Raw genomic sequence first — 18,521 nt, forward strand, 5'->3', positions numbered from 1 at the left:
ACGGCTGCTGACGAAAGGCGCCCTGCAATGACTCGCTCCACCTCACGTCGCTCCGGCCGCATCGCGGTCGCCGCGGCGACCGCTGCCCTCACGATCGCCGCGCTGTTCACCCCGGTGTCGGCCGCGACGGCGGCAGAGCCCACGCTCCCGACGGCCGACGGCCTGACCGAGATCACCGCCGCCGCGTCGTGCTGGGAGATCAAGCAGCGCAACCCGCAGTCGCAGAACGGCGTCTACTGGCTCAAGACGCAGCCCATGGTCGCCGCCGACCAGTTCTACTGCGACCAGACGTCGAACGGCGGCGGCTGGCTGCTCGTCGGACGAGGCCGCGAGGCATGGGCGACGTCGACCAACGGCTCGGGCTCTCCCGAGCAGGTGCGCACCGACATCACCGGCGAAGCGGCCTTCAAGCCCCGCCAGCTGTCCGGTGAGCTGATCGATCAGCTGGCCAACAACCAGCCGATCAAGAACCTCGCCGACGGTGTGCGCCTCGTGCGCGCCACGAACACGGCCGGCACGACGTGGCAGGACCTGACCTTCACGTTCTCGAGCCCGCGCGACAAGTGGACGTGGATGTTCAACAACGAGCAGCGCGTCAATCAGTACAAGGTGGGCGGTGTGACCCGCAGCGGCGGCAACACCTCGAACTTCGGCAACGACAACAACTACGTCCGCGTCCGCACCATCACCGGTGCGACCGAGGGCTACGCGATGGGCTTCGGCTTCGGCAGCAACATCCGCGGCAATCCCGCGAGCTCGAGCTACCTCTGGTCGAAGGACACCAACACCGGCTACGCCCGACCGTTCACCCAGGTGTTCATCCGTCCGCAGCTGTCCACCGCGTCGTTCGAGAGCATCCCCGCGACCGGCACCGCCGCGATCGCGAACCAGGCCGTCGTCGACAGCTTCGCCCAGACGCAGAACTGGGGAGTCGCCGGCCTCGGCGCCGGCGCCGCCTCGACCGAGGGCAGCAATGAGGTCTCGGCGTTCACCGAGGTCGGGAGCACAGTCTTCGTCGGAGGAAACTTCACCACCGTGCAGAAGACCGCAGGCGGTGGGAGCGCGCAGTCGCAGGCCTACCTCGCCGCCTTCCAGCGCGATACGGCCGAGTTCATCCCGACCTTCCGGCCGACCTTCAACAACCAGGTCAAGGCGCTCGCGCCGCTCCCCGGCAACCGGGTCGCGGTCGGCGGGTTCTTCACCCAGGTGAACGGCCAGAACGCTGCGGGCCTCGTGGTCCTCAACGCGACCACGGGTGCGATCGACACGGCATTCACCGGCCGCCTCATCAACGCGCTCAGCGGCGGCATCCCCGTCGTGCGCACGCTCGACGTGCAGGGCGGATGGCTCTACGCGGCCGGCGTCTTCACCCACTCCACCGGGGGCACCTCCACCACGCAGAGCTACACGCGTGGCGCCGTGCGCTTCAACGTCTCCAACGGCACGCCCGACGGCACGTGGAACCCCGAGTTCAACGGCACCGTCATGAGCGTGGACGCATCCGCACAGGGTGACCGCGCCTACTTCGCCGGCTTCTTCACGATGTCGAAGGGCCGCCCGGCCGACAAGGCGGCGGCGATGTCGACGGCGAACACCGACCTGTTCCCGTGGGCCGTCGTCTTCTCGAACCGCAACAGCGGCAGGACCGGCTACCAGCAGGCGGTCCTCGAAGTCGGCAACCGCGTCTGGCTGGGGGGATCCGAGCACTCGCTGTTCAGCTACTCCCGTGACGGTCTCACGCTGCAGAGCTCGTCCGTCGGCAACGCCGGCGGCGACTTCCAGGCGATCGCGACCGACGGCAACGCCGTGTACGGCGGTTGCCACTGCTTCGAGACGCAGTACGACGGCTCGACGACATGGAACCCGGTCGGCACGGCCTGGACCGCTGCGGATGCCGTCTACGGCTCCGGCGCATGGAGCGCCTCGACGGGTGCGCGCATCCCGAGCTTCAACGGCGACTTCGACACCAACCGCGGCGCCGGCTCCTGGGCCCTGTTCGTCGACTCGACCGGCACTCTGTGGCAGGGCGGTGACTGGACCTACTCCACGCAGCCCGGCTACGTGCGGCAGTGGTCGGGCGGCTTCGTCCGCCACGGTCAGCGCGACATCGTCGCGCCGACGACGCCGACGAACCTCGTCGTGAACACGAAGCCCGACGGCGTGGCCCTCACGTGGGGCGCCTCGACGGACAACCGCGGCGTCACGGCCTACCAGGTGCTCCGCAAGGATCGGGTCGTCGCCACGGTGACCGGCACCACGGCGACGCTCCCCGCGGCACCGGCCGACACGCTCTACTTCGTCCGCGCCATCGACGCACGGGGCAACGCCTCGGCATCGACGGCCGGGGTGACGGCGGTGGCGCCTCCGGCGCAGCCGACCACGGCCACCCTCGTCGCGGCGGGATCCAACTGGTCCTACCTCTACAACGCGACCGGTCCGACCGGCGCCTGGACGACTCCGGGCTACGACAGCACCTCATGGCAGACCGGCGCCGCTCCGCTCGGCTGGGGACAGACGACCCTCGGCACGACGCTGACGACCAGCGTCACGCCGAAGCCGCTCGCCTCCTTCTACCGGCAGACGTTCCAGGTGGCGAACGCCGCGGTGGTCGAGTCGGTGAAGATCACGACTCGCGCGGATGACGGCATCGTCCTCTACGTCAACGGCACCGAGGTCCTGCGCAAGAACGTCGACGCCGGAACGGCGGGTGTCGGCACCTATGCCAACGTCGCCGTCGGCGCTGCCGCTGCGCTCGCGAACCCCGTGACGATCACCGTGCCGGGCAACCTGTTCACCACCGGCACCAACGTGATCTCGGCCTCGGTCCACTCGAACTACCGGACCACGCCGAGCCACAGCTTCGAACTCGAGGCCGTGGCGACGATCGGCACCCAGCCGGCCCCGCCGGCAGAGCCGGAGCCCGAGCCGGAACCCGAGCCCGAGCCGGAGCCCGAGCCGGAGCCCGCCGTCACCACGGTCGTGGCGGCAGGTTCGGCCTGGTCGTACCTGTTCTCGAACGACGCGACGCCCGCGAACTGGGCGGCGACGGACTTCGACGCCTCGACCTGGACCTCCGGCACCGGCGCGTTCGGCTGGGGGCACACCGAGCTCGCGACTCCGCTCGACACCACGCTGAGCCCGCGTCCGATCACGAGCTACTACCGGCACCCGATCACGCTCTCGTCGGTCGACTTCACGAAGCTGACCGTGACGACGCGAGCCGATGACGGTGTCGTGGTCTACGTCAACGGCATCGAGGTCGCACGGAAGAACCTGAACGCGGGTGCCGTCACGCAGGGCACCTATGCGAACGCCGCGGTGTCTGCTGCCGCCGCCGTCAGCACGCCGTTCGTGTTCGATGTCCCGGCCTCGGCCTTCGTGGCGGGTGCCAACGTGATCGCGGTCGAGGTGCACTCGAACTACCGCTCGACTCCGAGCCATAGTTTCGAGCTGTCCGCCGTGACATCATGACGGGAGTGATCTCACAGAGTCGGCCCGGTTTCCGCGAGTACCTCGCAGACCTCAACCGCGCCCAGAAGAGCGGCGCGGGGGTGCCCGCGTACACCCGCTGGGTGAACCGTCGGCTGGCCCGTGGGATCGCTGCCGGATCCTCGGCGCTGGGGCTCACCCCCAACGCGGTCACCACGATCAGCGCGATCCTGTCGGCCGCCGGGCTGGCTCTGATGATCGTCGTAGGTCCGACGTGGTGGTCGGCGCTGCTGACGGCCGCGCTCCTGGCCCTGGGCTATGTCTTCGACTCCGCCGACGGCCAGGTCGCCCGGCTCACCGGGACATCGAGCCCGGCCGGCGAGTGGCTCGACCACGTGGTCGATGCGATCCGCACGCCGGCGATCCACCTGACCGTGGCGGTCGCGGTCGTGCTCCACCGCCCGGAGCTCGTCTGGGTCGCGATCATCGCGCTGCTGTTCACCGTGATGAGCGTCGGGCAGTTCATGAGTCAGATCCTGGCCGAGCAGCTGGTGCGCAACTCCGGCGGCGAGGCCGAGGAGGGCAGCGGGCTGCGCAAGTCGCTCTTCCTCCTGCCGACCGACACCGGGGTGCTCTGCTGGAGCTTCGCGCTCTGGGCGTTCCCGCCCGCTTTCGCCGTGGTCTACGCACTCCTGTTCGCGATCAACCTCGTGCACACGGCGGCGTCGATGCGGCGCAAGTACCGCAAGCTCGTCGCACGCTGATCCCCCGCGCCGGTCACGTCCATCGGACGGCCGGCGCGTCGGCGTGTGTCAGGAGTCCGCTGCCACCGGGTTGCGCGCCTCGTGGCGCAGGGTCGCCGCCCTCTCGCTGCGTGCGGGGAACGGCCAGGCGATGCCCGACTCCTTGCGCTGCGCGCGCGGCAGGCCGCGCTCCGCGATCGCCCCGAGGATCCGCGTGTCGATCCCGTCGGCCTCTTCCCTGATCCAGCGGATCTCGGAGGTGGTCGTGTCACGCTCGCGCGTGACGACCACGACCGACTGCGCGACCCGCAGACCGGCGAGGATGCTCGCGGGATGAGCGGCCGACGAGAGCACGAGGAACGTGATCTCGTCGCTGCCGGCGTTCTCGATCGCCGCGTAGGTCTGATCGGTGAGCAGCAGGTCTCCCTGGTACTCGTCACCCTCGTCGGTCGCCGAGAACACGCGCAGAGAGGGGATGGTCGCGGAGGTCGCCGTGCCGGCTTCCTCCTCCTCGAGCGCGAGTGCCGCGCGCAGGTGCTCGTGGAACTCGTCCGTGCCCTCCGGGACGATGAACTGCACGTCGTGTCCTGCCTGCGCGGTCACGACCGCGAGGTTGACCGCGGTCGGCGACGTCTCCGTGCGGTGCGTCGCGTCGATGACCAGGACCGTCGTGCCCAGATAGATGTCGACGAGGAGACGCTCGCGGGTGACGCGCAGCGAATCGGCCGCGGCACCGCGCGCCGGCACGTCTTCACGCCGCGCATCGACCGTCGCGAACACCGGGGCCCGGAGCGCCCGTGACATCTCCTTGGCGTTGCGCAGCCGGCGATCGAAGGGATTCCAGACGAACGCGGCGATGAGCCCGAGGACGAGTCCTGCGGCGATGCCCGTGAGCAGGGTCACGGTGCGTCCCGGCGCGAAACCCAGTTCGTTGTCCTCGGCGGCCGAGAGGACGATGCCGCCGGTCGTGTCGACGCTCTGCAGACCGTTGCGCTGCGAGAGCAGTCCGTCGAGCTCGGTGAGGATCTGCTGGCGCTGCGTCGTCGCCTGCGCGTAGGCGGCGCTGGTCACCTCGGCGCTGACGAGCGCCTGGTTGGCCTCGCCGAGAGTCGTGTTGAGCGCATCGATGCGCTCGGTGAGATTGGTCACCATCACCGTGATGCGCTCCTGCGCCTGATCGCTGCGGAAGGACAGGTACGCGGAGGCGACGGCATCCGCCCCCTTGATGGCCTCCGCAGAGCTGTCCGCATCGAAGTCGACCGTGACGACAGCCGCACCCGACGAGGTCGTCACCGTGGAAGCGGCGCGGATCTCACTCGGGCTGAGATCGCCGTCGAGAAGATCGGACGCGCGCGAGGCGACCACGTGCGAACGGGCGATGGCCGTCTCGGTCGCATCGTCGAGCAGACCGGACGCCGCCTTCTGCGCACTGAACGGCTCGGTCGTGATCACGTTGAGGTTGATCGTCGTGGTGGCCGTGACGGTCTGCTGCGCGACCACGAGATATCCCGCTGCCGCGATGCCCCCGAGCACCGTCGCGGCGAGGATCACCCGCCACTGCCGCTTGAGCACGAAAACGTACTGCTCGAATCCGAGCGTCGTCGTGCTTCCCTGATCCTCGTCCATCAACGATCTTCCCCTCGACTGCGAGCGCGCCTGTGTCGACCCCCGGGCTCCCAGCCCTCTTCAGTGTCCGTGGGCCTATCCTAGGGGCGGAGCCTGAGTGAAAACGGAGGACGCGTGCGTACGGATCTCGCCGTCGTCGGTGCGACGCCCCCGTCGACGGTCGCCCGCGCCGCCCTGCCTCGGTGGCCCTTCACGGCGATGCTCGCACTGTTCCCCCTCTGGTGGGGTCTCGGGGTCGCCGAGATGGCCTGGATCCCGCTGGCCGGATGCATGGTCGTGCTCATGGTCAGACGCGGCGGCATCCGGGTCCCCCGCGGCTTCGCGATCTGGCTGCTGTTCATGGTCCTCATGTGCGCGTCGGTCATCGGCATCGACACGTCGGGCCGCCTCATCGGGTTCGTCTACCGTGCCCTGCTGTATGCGACCATCACCGTCGTCTTCGTCTACGTGTACAACGCGAAGGAGACGCTCACCCTGCGCTACGTGCTCGGGCTGATGACGCTCTTCTGGCTGTGGGCGGTCCTCGGCGGCTTCGCGGGTGTCATGGCACCCGAGTTCGCCTTCCGCACGCCGCTGTCGTACATCCTGCCGCAGGGTCTCCAGGCCAACGAGCTCATCAGCGAGATGGTGGTGCGGCGGCTGACGCAGTTCAACCCCGAGAGCTGGCTCGCGCTCGATCCGCGACCCTCTGCACCGTTCCTCTATACGAACGGCTGGGGCAACGTCTACTCGGTGACTCTCCCGATGGTGGTCGCTTACATGACCCTCATCCGCCGCGGCAAGGTCTTCTGGCTGCTGCTGCTCGCCATCCCGCTCTCGCTCATCCCGGCCTTCCTCACCCTCAACCGCGGCATGTTCATCGGACTCGCGGTGGCCGCCGCCTACCTGTTCTTCCGCTTCGCGATGGCCGGCCGACTCCGGCAGGTGCTGCTGCTCACCGTCATCGGCGTGGTGGCGGCCGTCGCCGCGATCGCCCTCGACGTGGGCAGCAAGCTCACCGATCGCGTCGAGACGAGCTCCTCGACGGAGGATCGCGCGAACCTCTACGAGGAGACGTTCGTCCGCACCCTGCAGTCGCCGCTCTTCGGCTACGGGGCACCGCGCCCCTCGTTCACCGACGGGGCGCCGTCGGCCGGGACGCAGGGCCATCTGTGGATGGTGATGTTCTCGCACGGCTTCCCCGCACTGATCTGCTTCGTCGGCGCCCTCGTGTGGATGTACTTCGCCACGATCCGCGGCCGCAGCACCGCGATGCTGGTGCTGCACACCGTGCAGCTCGTGATCCTCGTCGAGGTTTTCTTCTACGGCGTGCTGCCCAACGGCCTGATCCTCACCTTCCCCGCCGCGGCGCTGGCCATGCGGGAGCTGAGAACGACGTTGTCGCCGCCCTCGTCGAACCGGTAGGATGTAGCCCGTCACGCCTGAAGGGGAGCGCGTGGCATCGACCAAGACTTTGGGGAGTCAATGGTGCAACCGATCGTTAGCGTCGTCATGGCGACGCGAGACCGTCCGCAGCTGCTTCGTCGCGCCGTGGCATCCGTCTTCGCGCAGGAACACGTCCACCCGATCGAGGTGGTCCTCGTCTATGACGGCACGCCGATAGACGAGCTCGACGACCTCGAGCGCGGCCCGCACGTCCTGCGCGCCGTCAACAACGCGAGGACTCCGGGCCTCGCGGGTGCCCGCAACACGGGCATCCTGGAGGCGAGTGCGCCTCTCATCGCGTTCTGCGATGACGACGACGAGTGGAAGCCGGGCAAGCTGAGCGCGCAGCTGCCGCTGTTCGACGACCCCGAGGTCGTGCTCGCCGCCACCGGCATCGAGATCCACTCCGCGGGCGGGAAGCACGAACGCCACTCCCCCGCGTCGGTGGATCTGGACGACCTGCTGCGATCGCGCATCACCGAGCTGCATCCGTCGTCCTTCGTGATCCGCGCCGAGGTGCTCAAGGGCGCACTGGGGCTGGTCGACGAGGAGCTTCCCGCGTCATACGGCGAGGACTACGATCTGCTGCTCCGCGCCGCCAAGGTCGGCCGCGTGCGGGCGGTGCCCGAGGCGCTCACGATCATCCACTGGGACCGCACCTCGTACTTCAGCGAGAAGTGGCAGGGGATCGCCGACGGTCTGAGCTACCTGCTGGCCAAGCACCCCGAGTTCACACGGAGCGGAGAGGGCCAGGCGCGCATCGAGGGCCAGATCGCCTTCGCGCACGGTGCCCTGGGCGACCGGCCGCAGGCGCGCTCCTGGGCCCGACGGGCCATCGGCCACGACGCCCGCCAGCCGCGCGCGTACCTGGCGATGCTGGTCGGCATGGGAGTCGTGTCGGGAGAGCGGGTCGTCTCCGCGCTCAACAAGCGCGGACGGGGCATGTAGATGCCTCGCCTCTCGGTGATCGTCCCGGCCTACAACGCCGCCGGCACGATCGCCTCCGCTCTCCGATCGACCCTGAGGGCGCTGCCTCGCGACGCCGAGATCGTCGTGCTCGACGACGGGAGCACCGACGACACCGCCGGCGCCGCGCGGGGCACGGGAGACCGCAGGGTTCGCGTGCTGTCACGCCCGAACCGCGGCGTCTCCGCGACGCTCACCGATCTGCTCGATGCGACGGACAGCGAGCTCGTCGCCCGCATGGATGCCGATGACCTGGTCCTGCCCGGTCGATTCCGCCGGCAGCTCACGGCGCTCGACGGCGGTGCCGATGCGGTGTTCACCACGGTCGTCACGTGGGGCTCCGGGCTGCCCGGCGTGCCGCGCCCCACGGGGATCGACGCCGAGGACTTCGGCCTGCATCTGCTGCTGACGAACCCGGTCGCCCACTCCACGCTCGTCGCCCGGCGCTCAGCCATCGTCGATGCCGGGGGCTACCGCTCACTGCCCACCGAGGACTACGATCTCTGGCTGCGCATGGCCGAGCGCGGCGCGCGGATCCGACGGCTCGCGCTTCCGGGGCTGGCCTATCGCGTGCACCCGGGCCAGGTGACGGCATCCGAGACATGGCGACGCTCCTCGTGGGAGAACACGGAGATCGCCGAGTCGTACTCGACTCTCGCCGAGCGTCTGATCGGCACGCCCGCGACGCGCATCACCTCGCTCTCGATCGACGACTCCCTGAGCGCGAAGGAGAAGCTCGCCGAGGTGGACCGCTTCTCGGCGCTGTTCCGGCGCGCCCTCGACGGGCATCGGCCGTCGGCGCAGCGCGCGCTGCGCCGCAAGCTCGCGGAACGACGGGCCTGGCTCGCCGCACGGGTCGACGACGCGGCGGTGGCGGCGCGATGACCGCGCAGAGCCCGCGCCAGCGGTACCGGACCGCGTGGGCGGCCGATCGGCGGGCGAACGCCTCCTACCCGAAGAGCAGATTCGTTCTGCGGTGGTTCCGCAGCGCGCAGCGGTGGCGCGCAGGCCGTGGCCCGCTCGCCCGCCTCGTCTTCGTCGTGGTCGGCGGCTCCTACAAGCTCGTCACCGAGGGCTTCATGGGGATCGAGCTGCCGGTCAGCACGGAGGTCGGCCCCGGGCTGCGCCTCCGCCACGGCGTCGGGGTCGTCGTGAATCCGGCCAGCAGGATCGGCGCGAACGTCATGATCCGTCAGGGTGTGACCCTCGGCAACCGGAAGCTCCCGAACGACTGCCCGACCATCGAGGACGGCGTCGAGATCGGTGTGGGAGCGGTCGTGATCGGCGCGGTGACGGTCGGCGCCGGTGCGCGGATCGGTCCGAACGCCGTCGTGTTCCGCGACGTCCCTCCCGGCGCGGTCGTCGCCTCACCGGCGAGCGAGATCCGCGGCTGACGCCGGTCGGGCGAGCGCCGGATCGTGTCATGCGATTTGACCTCGGTACTCGAACGTGCTGTGATGAAAGCGTTATTTTCCGCGGAGGGGGTCCGACGGAATGAGTCTCCCGAATCATGCGAACCTCTCGAAGAACGTCTTTTGCTGCGCTCGGCGCCGCAGTTCTCACCTTCTCCCTCCTCAGCGGAGCTCCAGCTCTCGCCGCTGATGAGGACCTCCCTGGATGGACATTCCAGGAAGATGTCGACCTGTCCGATTCGAGCCGCTGGACGCTCGAGACCGGCCAGGCGTCGAACACCTCGTCGTACGACCTCCCGAGCAACGTCTCGTTCGGCAGCGACGGCCTGACGGTCGTCGGCGCCGAGGAGAAGCGCTCCTCGGCGGCCTACACCTCCGGTGACGCGAAGGGGCTCGACATCACGATCCCCAACTACTCGCGCGTCGAGGTGGTCGGCTCCGTCCCGTTCGGCCCCGGTCTGTGGCCGGCTCTCATGTGGCTGCGTCCGCTGGACAGCGCACACGGCGAGATCGACCTCATGGAGGTCTTCGGCGATGATGCTCGCCCGGCCGCGACGATCCACAACGAGTACGGCTCCACGCACCGCAGCCTGCAGGGATCCGTCCGGTGGGAGAACCTGCCGAATTCCGACCCGACTGGGGTGCACACCTACGTGATGGAGAAGACGCCGAATCGCATCGTGATCAGCGTCGACGGTCACGTGATGCTCGATGCGGGGCCGGAGGACGTGCGTCCCGGATTCGACTGGAACGCCATCTTCGAGCGCCCGGGAGCCACCTGGTACCCCCGCGTGACTCTGCAGATCGGATGCCCGCCGCTCGATCTGCTGTGCGGCATCGGTCTTCCCCTCACCGGCTGGCAGGGCGGTGCGATCAACCTGCAGAGCCTGAAGATCTGGCGCATGGCCGAGCCCGGCGAGCAGCCGCCCGTCGTCGAACCGCCCGTCGTCGAACCGCCCGTCGTCGAACCGCCCGTCGTGGTGCCGCCGGTCGTCGAGCCGCCCGTCGTCGAACCGCCCGTCGTCGAACCGCCCGTCGTGGAACCGCCCGTCGTCGAGAACCCGGTCGAGGCCGGCACGTTCGCGCTCTGGCCGGGCAAGGAGGTGCGCCACGAGTACGACGCCGGCGCAGCCGACGGCTCGGAGGCGCAGGTCGCCTTCACCGTGCCGAAGAACATCGGCACCGGGGTGATGTACCACTCGCTGCAGGTCGCGTCGTCCGATGACGGTCGCAGCGGCTACCGCGCGACGGTCACCCTCAAGGCATCCGGCAGCATCCGGCTGACCCTGGCGAGCGTCACCGGCAACAGGAGCACGGTGCTCGAGGACGTGACGGTCGCCAAGCGCGGCACCTACGCCCCGGGTGACGACGTCCAGGTCGCGATCAGCGTGAAGGACGGCACGGTCTCCGCCAAGTCGTGGGTGGCCGGTGCGGAAGAGCCGGACTGGCAGCTGACCGCCGACGGAGCGAAGCCCGCCGGCGACGGCGTGCTCCTCCTCGGCTACCTCTCCAAGCGAGCACCGAGCGCGGTCATGGCGCCCTGGTCCGACCTCGGCGTGACCGCTCCCTAGAGCTCGCCCGGTCTCATCGCCTCGGCGTCGATCGCGCGTATCACGCGCTGCGCGGCGGTATCCGGCTTCGGCTCGGATGCCGCCGCGTCGGTCTTGCGGCGCCGCTGCGGCGCGTAGACGACGAGCGAGTGGAAGAGGAACCGCGCGAAGAAGGCGACGATCAGCGAGAGCGCCGTCGCCAGCACGCTCGAGATGTGCCAGCTCTCCACCATCAGCGCCATCACGGGGATCCGCAGCGCGGCCTCGACGTTGTTGAAGGCGAACGAGCTGGCGAAGCGGATGCCGAGGGCACGGGCGTCCGTGCGCATGTCGGCGAACACGAATCGTTCCTGCAGCAGGAAGTTGCCGATGATCGTGACCTCGGCTCCGATGATCGCGGCCCAGATGTAGGGCACGCCCGCCGCGGTCAGCCCCCACATGATCGCGAGGTTCGCCACCGCCCCGATCGCGCCGATCAGGGCGAACAGCGACATCTTGCCGAAGCGCAGCCGCGCGAGATGCGCGAGGAACGTCGCCCCCTGGCGCAGGCTGGCCTTGGAGCTGCCGTGGCGCCTCTCGGCGAACTCCATGGGCATCTCGGCGATCCGCAGGTCGGTGCGCGCGAGGATCTCCAGCAGGATCTTGAATCCCTGCGGCCGGAGCGATGCGAGGTCGAGCCGGCTGCGGTCGACGAGGAAGAAGCCCGTCATCGGGTCGGTGCTGCGTGCCAGACGGATCGGGAACATCGCCCGCGTCAGCCAGGTCGCGGTGCGCGAGACGCCGAACCGGACGGCCGTGCCGAGTCCGCTGGTGTCTCCGCCGCCGATGTAGCGGGACGCGGCGACGACGTCGGCGTCGCCCTGCGCGAACCGGTCGAGGAGCACGGGCAGCAGCTCCGGCGGATGCTGCAGATCTCCGTCCATCACGATGCAGATGTCGGATGCCGCGGACACGAGTCCCACGACGACGGCGCCACCGAGACCACCGCTGTTCTCGTCTCGCCGGATCACCCGCACGGGGATCGGTGCATCCGCGGCGACCCTGGCGACCTCCACCGCCGTGTCGTCGGTGCTGTCGTCGACGAACAGGATCTCGGCGTCGCGCCCGGCGAGCGCGGCGGCGGTGCGCGCGACGAGCTCCGCGACGTTGTCGCGTTCGTTGAACGTCGGCACGATGACCGTGACGGCTGCCCCCACGTGCTCCCCCATCTCCACCTGATCTGCGGGCTCCATCGTTTCACGGGTTCCTATGGGTCGGGAAACCGGTTCTGCTAGACTCGGCACGGCGGCTGTGGGAGTCGTCAAGCGGGTGGGGATCCGCTTACTGGGGAATTACTGATCTGGGGAGATCATGGGGACGCGTATCGGCTACGCCGTTGGTGCTTTCGACCTGTTTCACGTCGGGCATCTCAACCTTCTTCGTCACGCCAAGCAGCAGTGCGACATCCTGATCGCCGGCGTCGTGAGCGACGAGATGCTGCGCCAGGTGAAGGGCATCGAGCCCGTCATCCCGACGGCGGAGCGTGCGGAGATCGTCAAGCACATCTCGTTCGTCGACGATGTCTACGTCGAGACCACGCCGTCGAAGATGGACTCCTGGCGAGACGTGCAGTTCACGCACTTCTTCAAGGGCGACGACTGGCGCGGCACCGAGAAGGGCCTGCGCCTCGAGCGGGAGTTCGCGGAGGTCGGCGTGGAGGTCGTGTACTTCCCGTACACCGCCCACACCTCGAGCTCGTCGCTGCGGCGAGCGCTCGACGCGATCACGGCGGGCGCGAACACCCCGACGGCGGCGATCTCGCGCTGACTCAGTTCGCGACGCCCAGCAGGCTCCGCGCCATCCGGGCGACGTGCGGCGGCGTGTGCGGACCGAGCCAGACGGTCCACTGCGCTGGCGGCTCCGTGCAGGTCCACTCGACGCACCAGGCGTGCACCGCGCTCGCGAGCCGCTCACCCTTGGTGTGCGCCCGGATTCCGTCGCCGCGCACGAGCCATCGCACCGACACGCCCTCCGGCACGTCGATATGGCGGAACTGGATGCGGGCCGCGGCCTCCAGGATGATGACGCCCTGCGCATCCCACGGCAGCCGGGCGGCGACGCGGGCGATGGCAGCGGCATCCGCCGCATCGCCGGCGATGAGCACGGCTCCGTCGATGTTCTCCCAGTCGGGATCGTCCAGGTGCTCGCACGCGCTGCTCATGCCAGAAGTATAGGTAAGGATAGCCTTACCTGGCAAGAAGCAGTGCGAGGACTTCCGCCTACTCCTCCCGCTCATCGCCCGTCAACGCACTTGTCCGCGCCAGGAGCGGAGAGCACGCTGAGCCGGTGAACACATCGTCGCGCTTCCGGCGTCGCCCCCGCTCGGCGGGCATCATCGCCGTTCTCGCACTGTCCGGCACCCTCACCGGATGCGGGCTGACGATCCCGGCCGACCCGAACGGCACACTGGATGCCGTGACGGGCGGCGAGCTGCGGGTCGGGACCTCGCCGAACGGGAGCCTCGTGGAAGTCCGCGACGGCGTGCCGTCGGGCAGCATCGTCGAGCTCGTCGACGACTACGCGCAGAGCATCGACGCCGAACCCGACTGGACCGTCGCCTCCGAGGAGAGCCTCGTGACCATGCTCGAGGACGGGGAGCTCGATCTCGTCGCGGGTGGCATCACCGCGAAGACCCCGTGGCTCGAGCGCGCCGGGGTCAGCCGGGGATACACCGGGATCGAGGGAGCAGACGGGCGCGAGATCGTCATGCTGGTGCCGCTCGGCGAGAACGCGTTCCTCTCCTCGCTCGAGACCTTCCTCGACGCGGAGGTCGGCTCATGAGCGAGACCGGCCAGTTCGGCCGGATCACGCTCCCTCCCGAGCAGCAGCGGGCGATCCGCCGGGCGGTGAAGTGGGAGGTCTTCACGATCGTCTACACCTCCATCACGATCGCCGTGATCGCGCTCGTGGTGGGCAACTCCCAGGCCATGCGGACGGCATGGATCGAGGACATGCTCTCCCTCATCCCGCAGATCGCGTTCCTCACGGCCCTGATCTTCGTCCGGCGCCGCCCGACGCTCACGCACCCGTACGGGCTGCATCGGGCCATGGGGGTCGGCCATCTCCTGGCCGGCGTCGCCCTGCTCGCGGTCGGACTCAACCTCGCGTTCGAGTCGGCCGTCGGACTCGTCGCCGGCGAGCATCCGACGATCGGGACCGTCGTGCTGTGGGGCCACACGATCTGGCTCGGCTGGCTGATGGTGGCCGTGATGGCGGTGGTCATCATCGGACCGGTCTTCTTCTACGGTCCGGCGAAGGCCAAGCTCGCCCCCGTGCTCCACAACAAGCTGCTGTATGCCGACGCCGACATGGCGAAGGCCGACTGGCAGACCACGGTCGCCTCGATCGTCGGCGTGCTCGGCGTGGGTGCCGGCGTGTGGTGGCTCGACGGCGCGGCCGCCGTGTTCATCTCGCTCGGCATCATCTGGGACGGCTTCCGCAACACCCGGGCCGCAATCGTCGACCTCATGGATCAGCGGGCCCGCACCTATGACAGCAAGGAGGCCCATCCCCTCGCCGCCGACATCGTCGCGTATCTGCGCGACCTCCCCTGGGTATCGGATGCCGCGGTGCGGATGCGCGACCAGGGGCAGGTCTTCCACATCGAGGCGTTCGTCGTGCCGCGCCGACGCAAGGTCACGGTGCACGACCTGACCCGGACCGCCGAGGGCGTCGCCGCGCTCGACTGGAAGGTGCAGGACGTCGTGATCGTGCCGGCGGAGCACCTGCCGGACGAGGCGGACACCGGACGATGAGCGCGCGTCACACCCGGAGCCCACCCAGCCAGGCGGCCGTAGGCTGGATGCATGACCTCTCCCGCTTCTGACACCCTCACGATGTTCGGCGCCGAGTGGTGCAGCGACTGCCGCCGCACCAAGAAGCAGCTCGATGAGCTGGGCGTCGCCTACACCTATGTCGACCTCGAGGCCGACCCCTCGGCGGCAGACGTCGCCAAGGAGATCTCCGGGCGCATGAACATCCCCGTGGTGCTGTACCCCGACTCCTCGCACCACGTCGAGCCGTCGAACGCCGACGTCGAGTCGAAGCTGCGCGAACTCGCACTGATCTGACCCGTCGCCGCGCCGATACACTGGCGCGATGAGCACCGAGGCTCGATCCGAACGAGCATCCGTCCGCCTGTCCCCGCGAACCGTCGTGCTGTACGCGATCGGCTCCCTCGGGACCGGCGGCTACGCCACCCTGCCCGGCCTGGTGCTGACGTACTTCCTGACCGACAACCTCGGCGTCGCCGCGCTGGCGGCCGGACTCATCGTCACCGCGGCGAAGATCTGGGACGTCATCATCGACCCGCTGATCGGCGCGGCCTCGGACCGCCAACTCGCGCGGACGGGATCGCGACGAGGGTTCATGGTCACGGGCGCCCTCACGCTCCCTCTCTTCTTCGCCCTCACGTTCGCGGTTCCCCCGTCGTGGGGTCCGGCCGCCGGCGCCGTGTGCGTTCTTCTCGCCTTCCTCGCCACAGCGACGTCCTTCAGCCTGTTCCAGGTGCCGTACGTCGCGCTGCCCGCCGAGCTCACCGATGGCTACGACGAGCGCACCCGGCTGCTCGGCTGGCGCGTGGTCGTGCTCACCGCCGCGATCCTGCTGTTCGGCGCGGGCGGCCCCGCCCTGCGCAACGCCGGCTCCGACCCGGTCCTCGGCTACCTCGTGATGGGCATCGCCGCGGGACTCGTGATCGGCATCGGCATGCTCATCGCCGCACGGACAGCCGGCCCGTCGACACGCTCAGGACCCCGGGACGGAGTCTCAGGGAGTCCGGTGCCGGCCTCCCCCTGGCGCGATCAGTATCTCTCCGGCTTCCGGGCGCTGCGGCGCAGCCAGCCGTTCCGCGCACTGCTCGGGACGTTCCTGCTGCAGGCCCTCGCGACCGGCACGATGCTCGCCGGAGCGCAGTACGTCGCGACCTGGGTGCTGCGTTCCGAGGATGCCGTGACGTTCGTCTTCGTCGCCCTCGTGGCTCCTGCTCTCCTCGCCACCCCCGCGTGGACCGCGATCGCACGTCGGATCGGCAAGGAGCGGGCATTCGCGATCGCGAGCGCGCTCTTCACCGTGGCCGCGCTCACCGTCACCGCCGCGGTCTGGGCACCCGGTGCGTGGATCTACGGCTCCGTCGCGGTCGCCGGCATCGCCTACGCCGGGCTGCAGTCGCTGCCCATGGCCATGCTGCCCGACGTCATCTCGCACGACGAGCGCACGAGCGGTCCCGGTCAGGCCGGCACGTTCACGGGCATCTGGACGGCCGGCGAGACGGTCGGCTTCGCCCTCGGCGCGACGGCCGTGTCGCTGACCCTCGCGGCGACCGGCTACATCTCGACGGTCGCCGGCGCGGTCGTCGAGCAGCCGGATGCCGCGATCACCGGGATCGTGCTCAGCTTCAGCATCCTCCCCGCCGTGCTCATGGCTGCAAGCCTCCTGGCACTGCGCCACTACCGCCTGCGGCGTCACGACATCGACGTCGCCGCCGAACCCGGCGCATAAGCTGGGATCCCGTCCGAGAAGGAGACGCCGATGACCTCTGCGACCACGCCGGCCACCCCGTCCACTCCCGCGAAACGCGCACCGAAGACCGTGACGCCCGCACTCGGCGAAGGCGTGCGGGAGCGGCTCGACGTGGCGATCGCGGATCTGCACGACGGCGCCCGCACCTGGTCGGCCCTCACGGTCGCGCAGCGGGTGACGCTGCTGCGCGCGGTGCGCACGAGTGTCGCCGCCGCCGCGGAGGACTGGGCGAACACGGCCGCCGCGTCCAAGGGGCTCGACGGCCGGCATCCGCTCCGTGGCGAGGAGTGGCTCAGCGGTCCCTACAGCGTGCTGGGCGCCCTCGACGCGTACATCGAGACGCTCTCGCGTCTGGCCGCCGGCACGAACCCGCTCGACGGCGTGCGCGTCACCCGAGCACCGGGAGGCCGCACACGCGTGCACTCCTTCCCGTTGACCGGCATCGATCGATTCCTGCTCTCCGGCTACACCGGCGAGGTCTGGCTGGAACCGGGCGTCACGCCGAACGCCGCGCGCGCCGCCGCCGGCCTGGCTCAGCGCACGCCGGCCGAATCCGGGGGCGTCGGACTCGTGCTCGGCGCGGGGAACATCACCTCGATCCCGGTGCTCGACGTGATGTACGAGCTGCTCGCGCACAACCGCACCGCCCTTCTCAAGGTGAACCCCACGCAGGATGCGCTGGTGCCCGTGTACAAGCGCGCCTTCGCCCCGCTCATCGAGCCAGGATTCCTGCGCATCGTCCGCGGCGGGCCGGAGGTCGGCGCCTACCTCACCGGTCATCGCGACCTCGCGCACGTGCACATCACCGGCTCGGCGGCCACCTTCGACGCGATCGTCTGGGGTCCGTCGAAGGGCGCCGGGGCCGCGGCGGCCGCACGACGGCGGCGCGAGAACCGTCCGCAGCTGAAGAAGCCGATCACGGCGGAGCTCGGCGGCGTCTCTCCGATCATCATCGTGCCCGGTGCGTGGACGGATGCCGACATCACCTACCACGCGGAACACGTCGCGACCATGCGTCTGCAGAACGCCGGCCACAACTGCATCGCCGGCCAGGTCGTCATCCTCTCGTCCGACTGGGATCAGGCGGATGCCTTCCGCGCCGCGCTCCGACGGGCCTACGCGAACGCGCCGGAACGCCCGATCTGGTACCCCGGCTCCCCCTCGCGCATGCACCTCGCGACGGAGGAGTACCCGGATGCCCTCGTGCTCGGCGACCGCCTCCTCGTCGAGATCGACGGCGACGAGGATCCGGCGGCGCTCCAGAGCACCGAGTACTTCGCCCCGGTGCTCGGCGTCGTCACGGTGCCGGGCGCCGGTCAGGCGTTCCTCGATGCGGCCGTGGCCCACGCGAACGAGAAGCTGCAGGGCACCCTGGGCGCCAACCTGTTGATCGATCCGGTCACCGAGAGATCGCTCGGCGCCGGCTTCGAGCGGGCGATCACCGCGCTGCGCTACGGATCGATCGCGATCAACGGCTGGACCGCCTTCGGGTTCATCACCCCGACGCTCACGTGGGGGGCCTTCCCCGGCAACACGATCGACGAGGTCGGCAGCGGCATCGGTGTCGTGCACAACGCGCTGCTCCTCGACCGGGTCGAGCGCTCCGTGATCCGCGGGCCCTTCCGGCCACTGCCGCGTTCCCTGCCGCTGCTCAACGGCGGCGGACGCCTGACCATCCTGCCCAAGCCGCCGTGGTTCGTCTCGGCGCGCACGGGAGCAGAGGTGAGCGAGGGCCTCACGCGGTTCCGCGCGAGCGGCGGCACGCTCGGGCTCGTGACGACGCTGCTCCGCGCGATGCGCGCCTGAGCGCG

16 protein-coding genes are annotated in these 18,521 nt (G+C 69.7%); 13 read left to right on the top strand and 3 right to left on the bottom strand.

All coding sequences use genetic code 11. From position 1 onward, the window contains the following. The first annotated feature begins 27 nt into the window (after positions 1-27). Entirely contained in the window at positions 28-3,471 is a 3,444-nt protein-coding gene (locus LBN7_RS06580; RefSeq protein ID WP_407361310.1) for a fibrinogen-like YCDxxxxGGGW domain-containing protein, read from the top strand. After that, positions 3,468-4,193 carry a CDP-alcohol phosphatidyltransferase family protein gene (locus tag LBN7_RS06585; protein WP_116634174.1) on the top strand — a complete coding sequence of 242 codons (726 nt, stop codon included), beginning with the start codon at positions 3,468-3,470 and terminating at the stop codon, positions 4,191-4,193. The genes LBN7_RS06580 and LBN7_RS06585 overlap by 4 nt, the downstream gene beginning before the upstream one ends. A 48-nt stretch (positions 4,194-4,241) precedes the next feature. Here LBN7_RS06585 and LBN7_RS06590 read toward each other — a convergent pair whose 3' ends face one another. Then, positions 4,242-5,798 (bottom strand): Wzz/FepE/Etk N-terminal domain-containing protein, encoded by a 1,557-nt coding sequence (locus LBN7_RS06590; RefSeq protein WP_407361311.1) that lies wholly within the window; start codon positions 5,796-5,798, stop codon positions 4,242-4,244. A 114-nt stretch (positions 5,799-5,912) separates the two neighbouring features. Between LBN7_RS06590 and LBN7_RS06595 the strand changes: the two genes are divergently transcribed. The 5 genes from LBN7_RS06595 (at position 5,913) to LBN7_RS06615 (ending at position 11,172) form a co-directional block, all read left to right on the top strand. Then, positions 5,913-7,202, top strand: a complete 1,290-nt coding sequence (locus tag LBN7_RS06595) for an O-antigen ligase family protein (RefSeq protein WP_243408813.1) — start codon at positions 5,913-5,915, stop codon at positions 7,200-7,202. Between the two features lie 60 nt (positions 7,203-7,262). Beyond that, positions 7,263-8,171, top strand: a complete 909-nt coding sequence (locus LBN7_RS06600) for a glycosyltransferase family 2 protein (RefSeq protein WP_207769906.1) — start codon at positions 7,263-7,265, stop codon at positions 8,169-8,171. Next, complete coding sequence (locus LBN7_RS06605) at positions 8,172-9,074, top strand: glycosyltransferase family A protein (protein WP_207769905.1); 903 nt, start codon at positions 8,172-8,174, stop codon at positions 9,072-9,074. Then, positions 9,071-9,583, top strand: coding sequence for a serine acetyltransferase (locus tag LBN7_RS06610; RefSeq protein ID WP_341946472.1), 513 nt, complete (start codon positions 9,071-9,073; stop codon positions 9,581-9,583). The genes LBN7_RS06605 and LBN7_RS06610 overlap by 4 nt, the downstream gene beginning before the upstream one ends. Positions 9,584-9,699: 116 nt before the next feature. After that, positions 9,700-11,172: a family 16 glycosylhydrolase gene (locus LBN7_RS06615; RefSeq protein ID WP_407361312.1), complete on the top strand. Its 1,473-nt coding sequence runs from the start codon at positions 9,700-9,702 to the stop codon at positions 11,170-11,172. On the opposite strand, the gene LBN7_RS06620 is transcribed toward LBN7_RS06615, so the two are convergent. Further along, positions 11,169-12,383 (bottom strand): glycosyltransferase, encoded by a 1,215-nt coding sequence (locus LBN7_RS06620; protein WP_116634170.1) that lies wholly within the window; start codon positions 12,381-12,383, stop codon positions 11,169-11,171. The genes LBN7_RS06615 and LBN7_RS06620 overlap by 4 nt on opposite strands. Before the next feature lie 118 nt (positions 12,384-12,501). Here LBN7_RS06620 and LBN7_RS06625 point away from each other — a divergent pair, with 118 nt between their 5' ends. Beyond that, the gene (locus tag LBN7_RS06625; RefSeq protein WP_116634169.1) at positions 12,502-12,957 is read left to right on the top strand and encodes an adenylyltransferase/cytidyltransferase family protein; all 456 of its coding nucleotides are present in this window, start codon (positions 12,502-12,504) and stop codon (positions 12,955-12,957) included. A gap of 1 nt (position 12,958) precedes the next feature. Here LBN7_RS06625 and LBN7_RS06630 read toward each other — a convergent pair whose 3' ends face one another. After that, complete coding sequence (locus LBN7_RS06630) at positions 12,959-13,351, bottom strand: SIP domain-containing protein (protein ID WP_407361313.1); 393 nt, start codon at positions 13,349-13,351, stop codon at positions 12,959-12,961. Between the two features lie 125 nt (positions 13,352-13,476). Here LBN7_RS06630 and LBN7_RS06635 point away from each other — a divergent pair, with 125 nt between their 5' ends. The 5 genes from LBN7_RS06635 to LBN7_RS06655 are packed head-to-tail and all read left to right on the top strand — an operon-like array spanning position 13,477 to position 18,516. After that, positions 13,477-13,971, top strand: a complete 495-nt coding sequence (locus tag LBN7_RS06635; protein WP_407361314.1) for a hypothetical protein — start codon at positions 13,477-13,479, stop codon at positions 13,969-13,971. Continuing rightward, entirely contained in the window at positions 13,968-14,945 is a 978-nt protein-coding gene (locus LBN7_RS06640; protein WP_407361315.1) for a cation transporter, read from the top strand. Before LBN7_RS06635 ends, LBN7_RS06640 begins: the two co-directional genes overlap by 4 nt. A gap of 51 nt (positions 14,946-14,996) precedes the next feature. Then, entirely contained in the window at positions 14,997-15,260 is a 264-nt protein-coding gene (locus tag LBN7_RS06645; protein WP_116634166.1) for a glutaredoxin domain-containing protein, read from the top strand. Between the two features lie 28 nt (positions 15,261-15,288). Beyond that, entirely contained in the window at positions 15,289-16,689 is a 1,401-nt protein-coding gene (locus LBN7_RS06650; RefSeq protein WP_407361316.1) for an MFS transporter, read from the top strand. Between the two features lie 30 nt (positions 16,690-16,719). Continuing rightward, positions 16,720-18,516 (top strand): aldehyde dehydrogenase family protein, encoded by a 1,797-nt coding sequence (locus LBN7_RS06655; RefSeq protein WP_407361317.1) that lies wholly within the window; start codon positions 16,720-16,722, stop codon positions 18,514-18,516. Positions 18,517-18,521 lie beyond the last annotated feature (5 nt).

The sequence above is a fragment of the Microbacterium sp. LBN7 genome, from assembly GCF_045690345.1.
Taxonomy (GTDB): Bacteria; Actinomycetota; Actinomycetes; order Actinomycetales; family Microbacteriaceae; genus Microbacterium.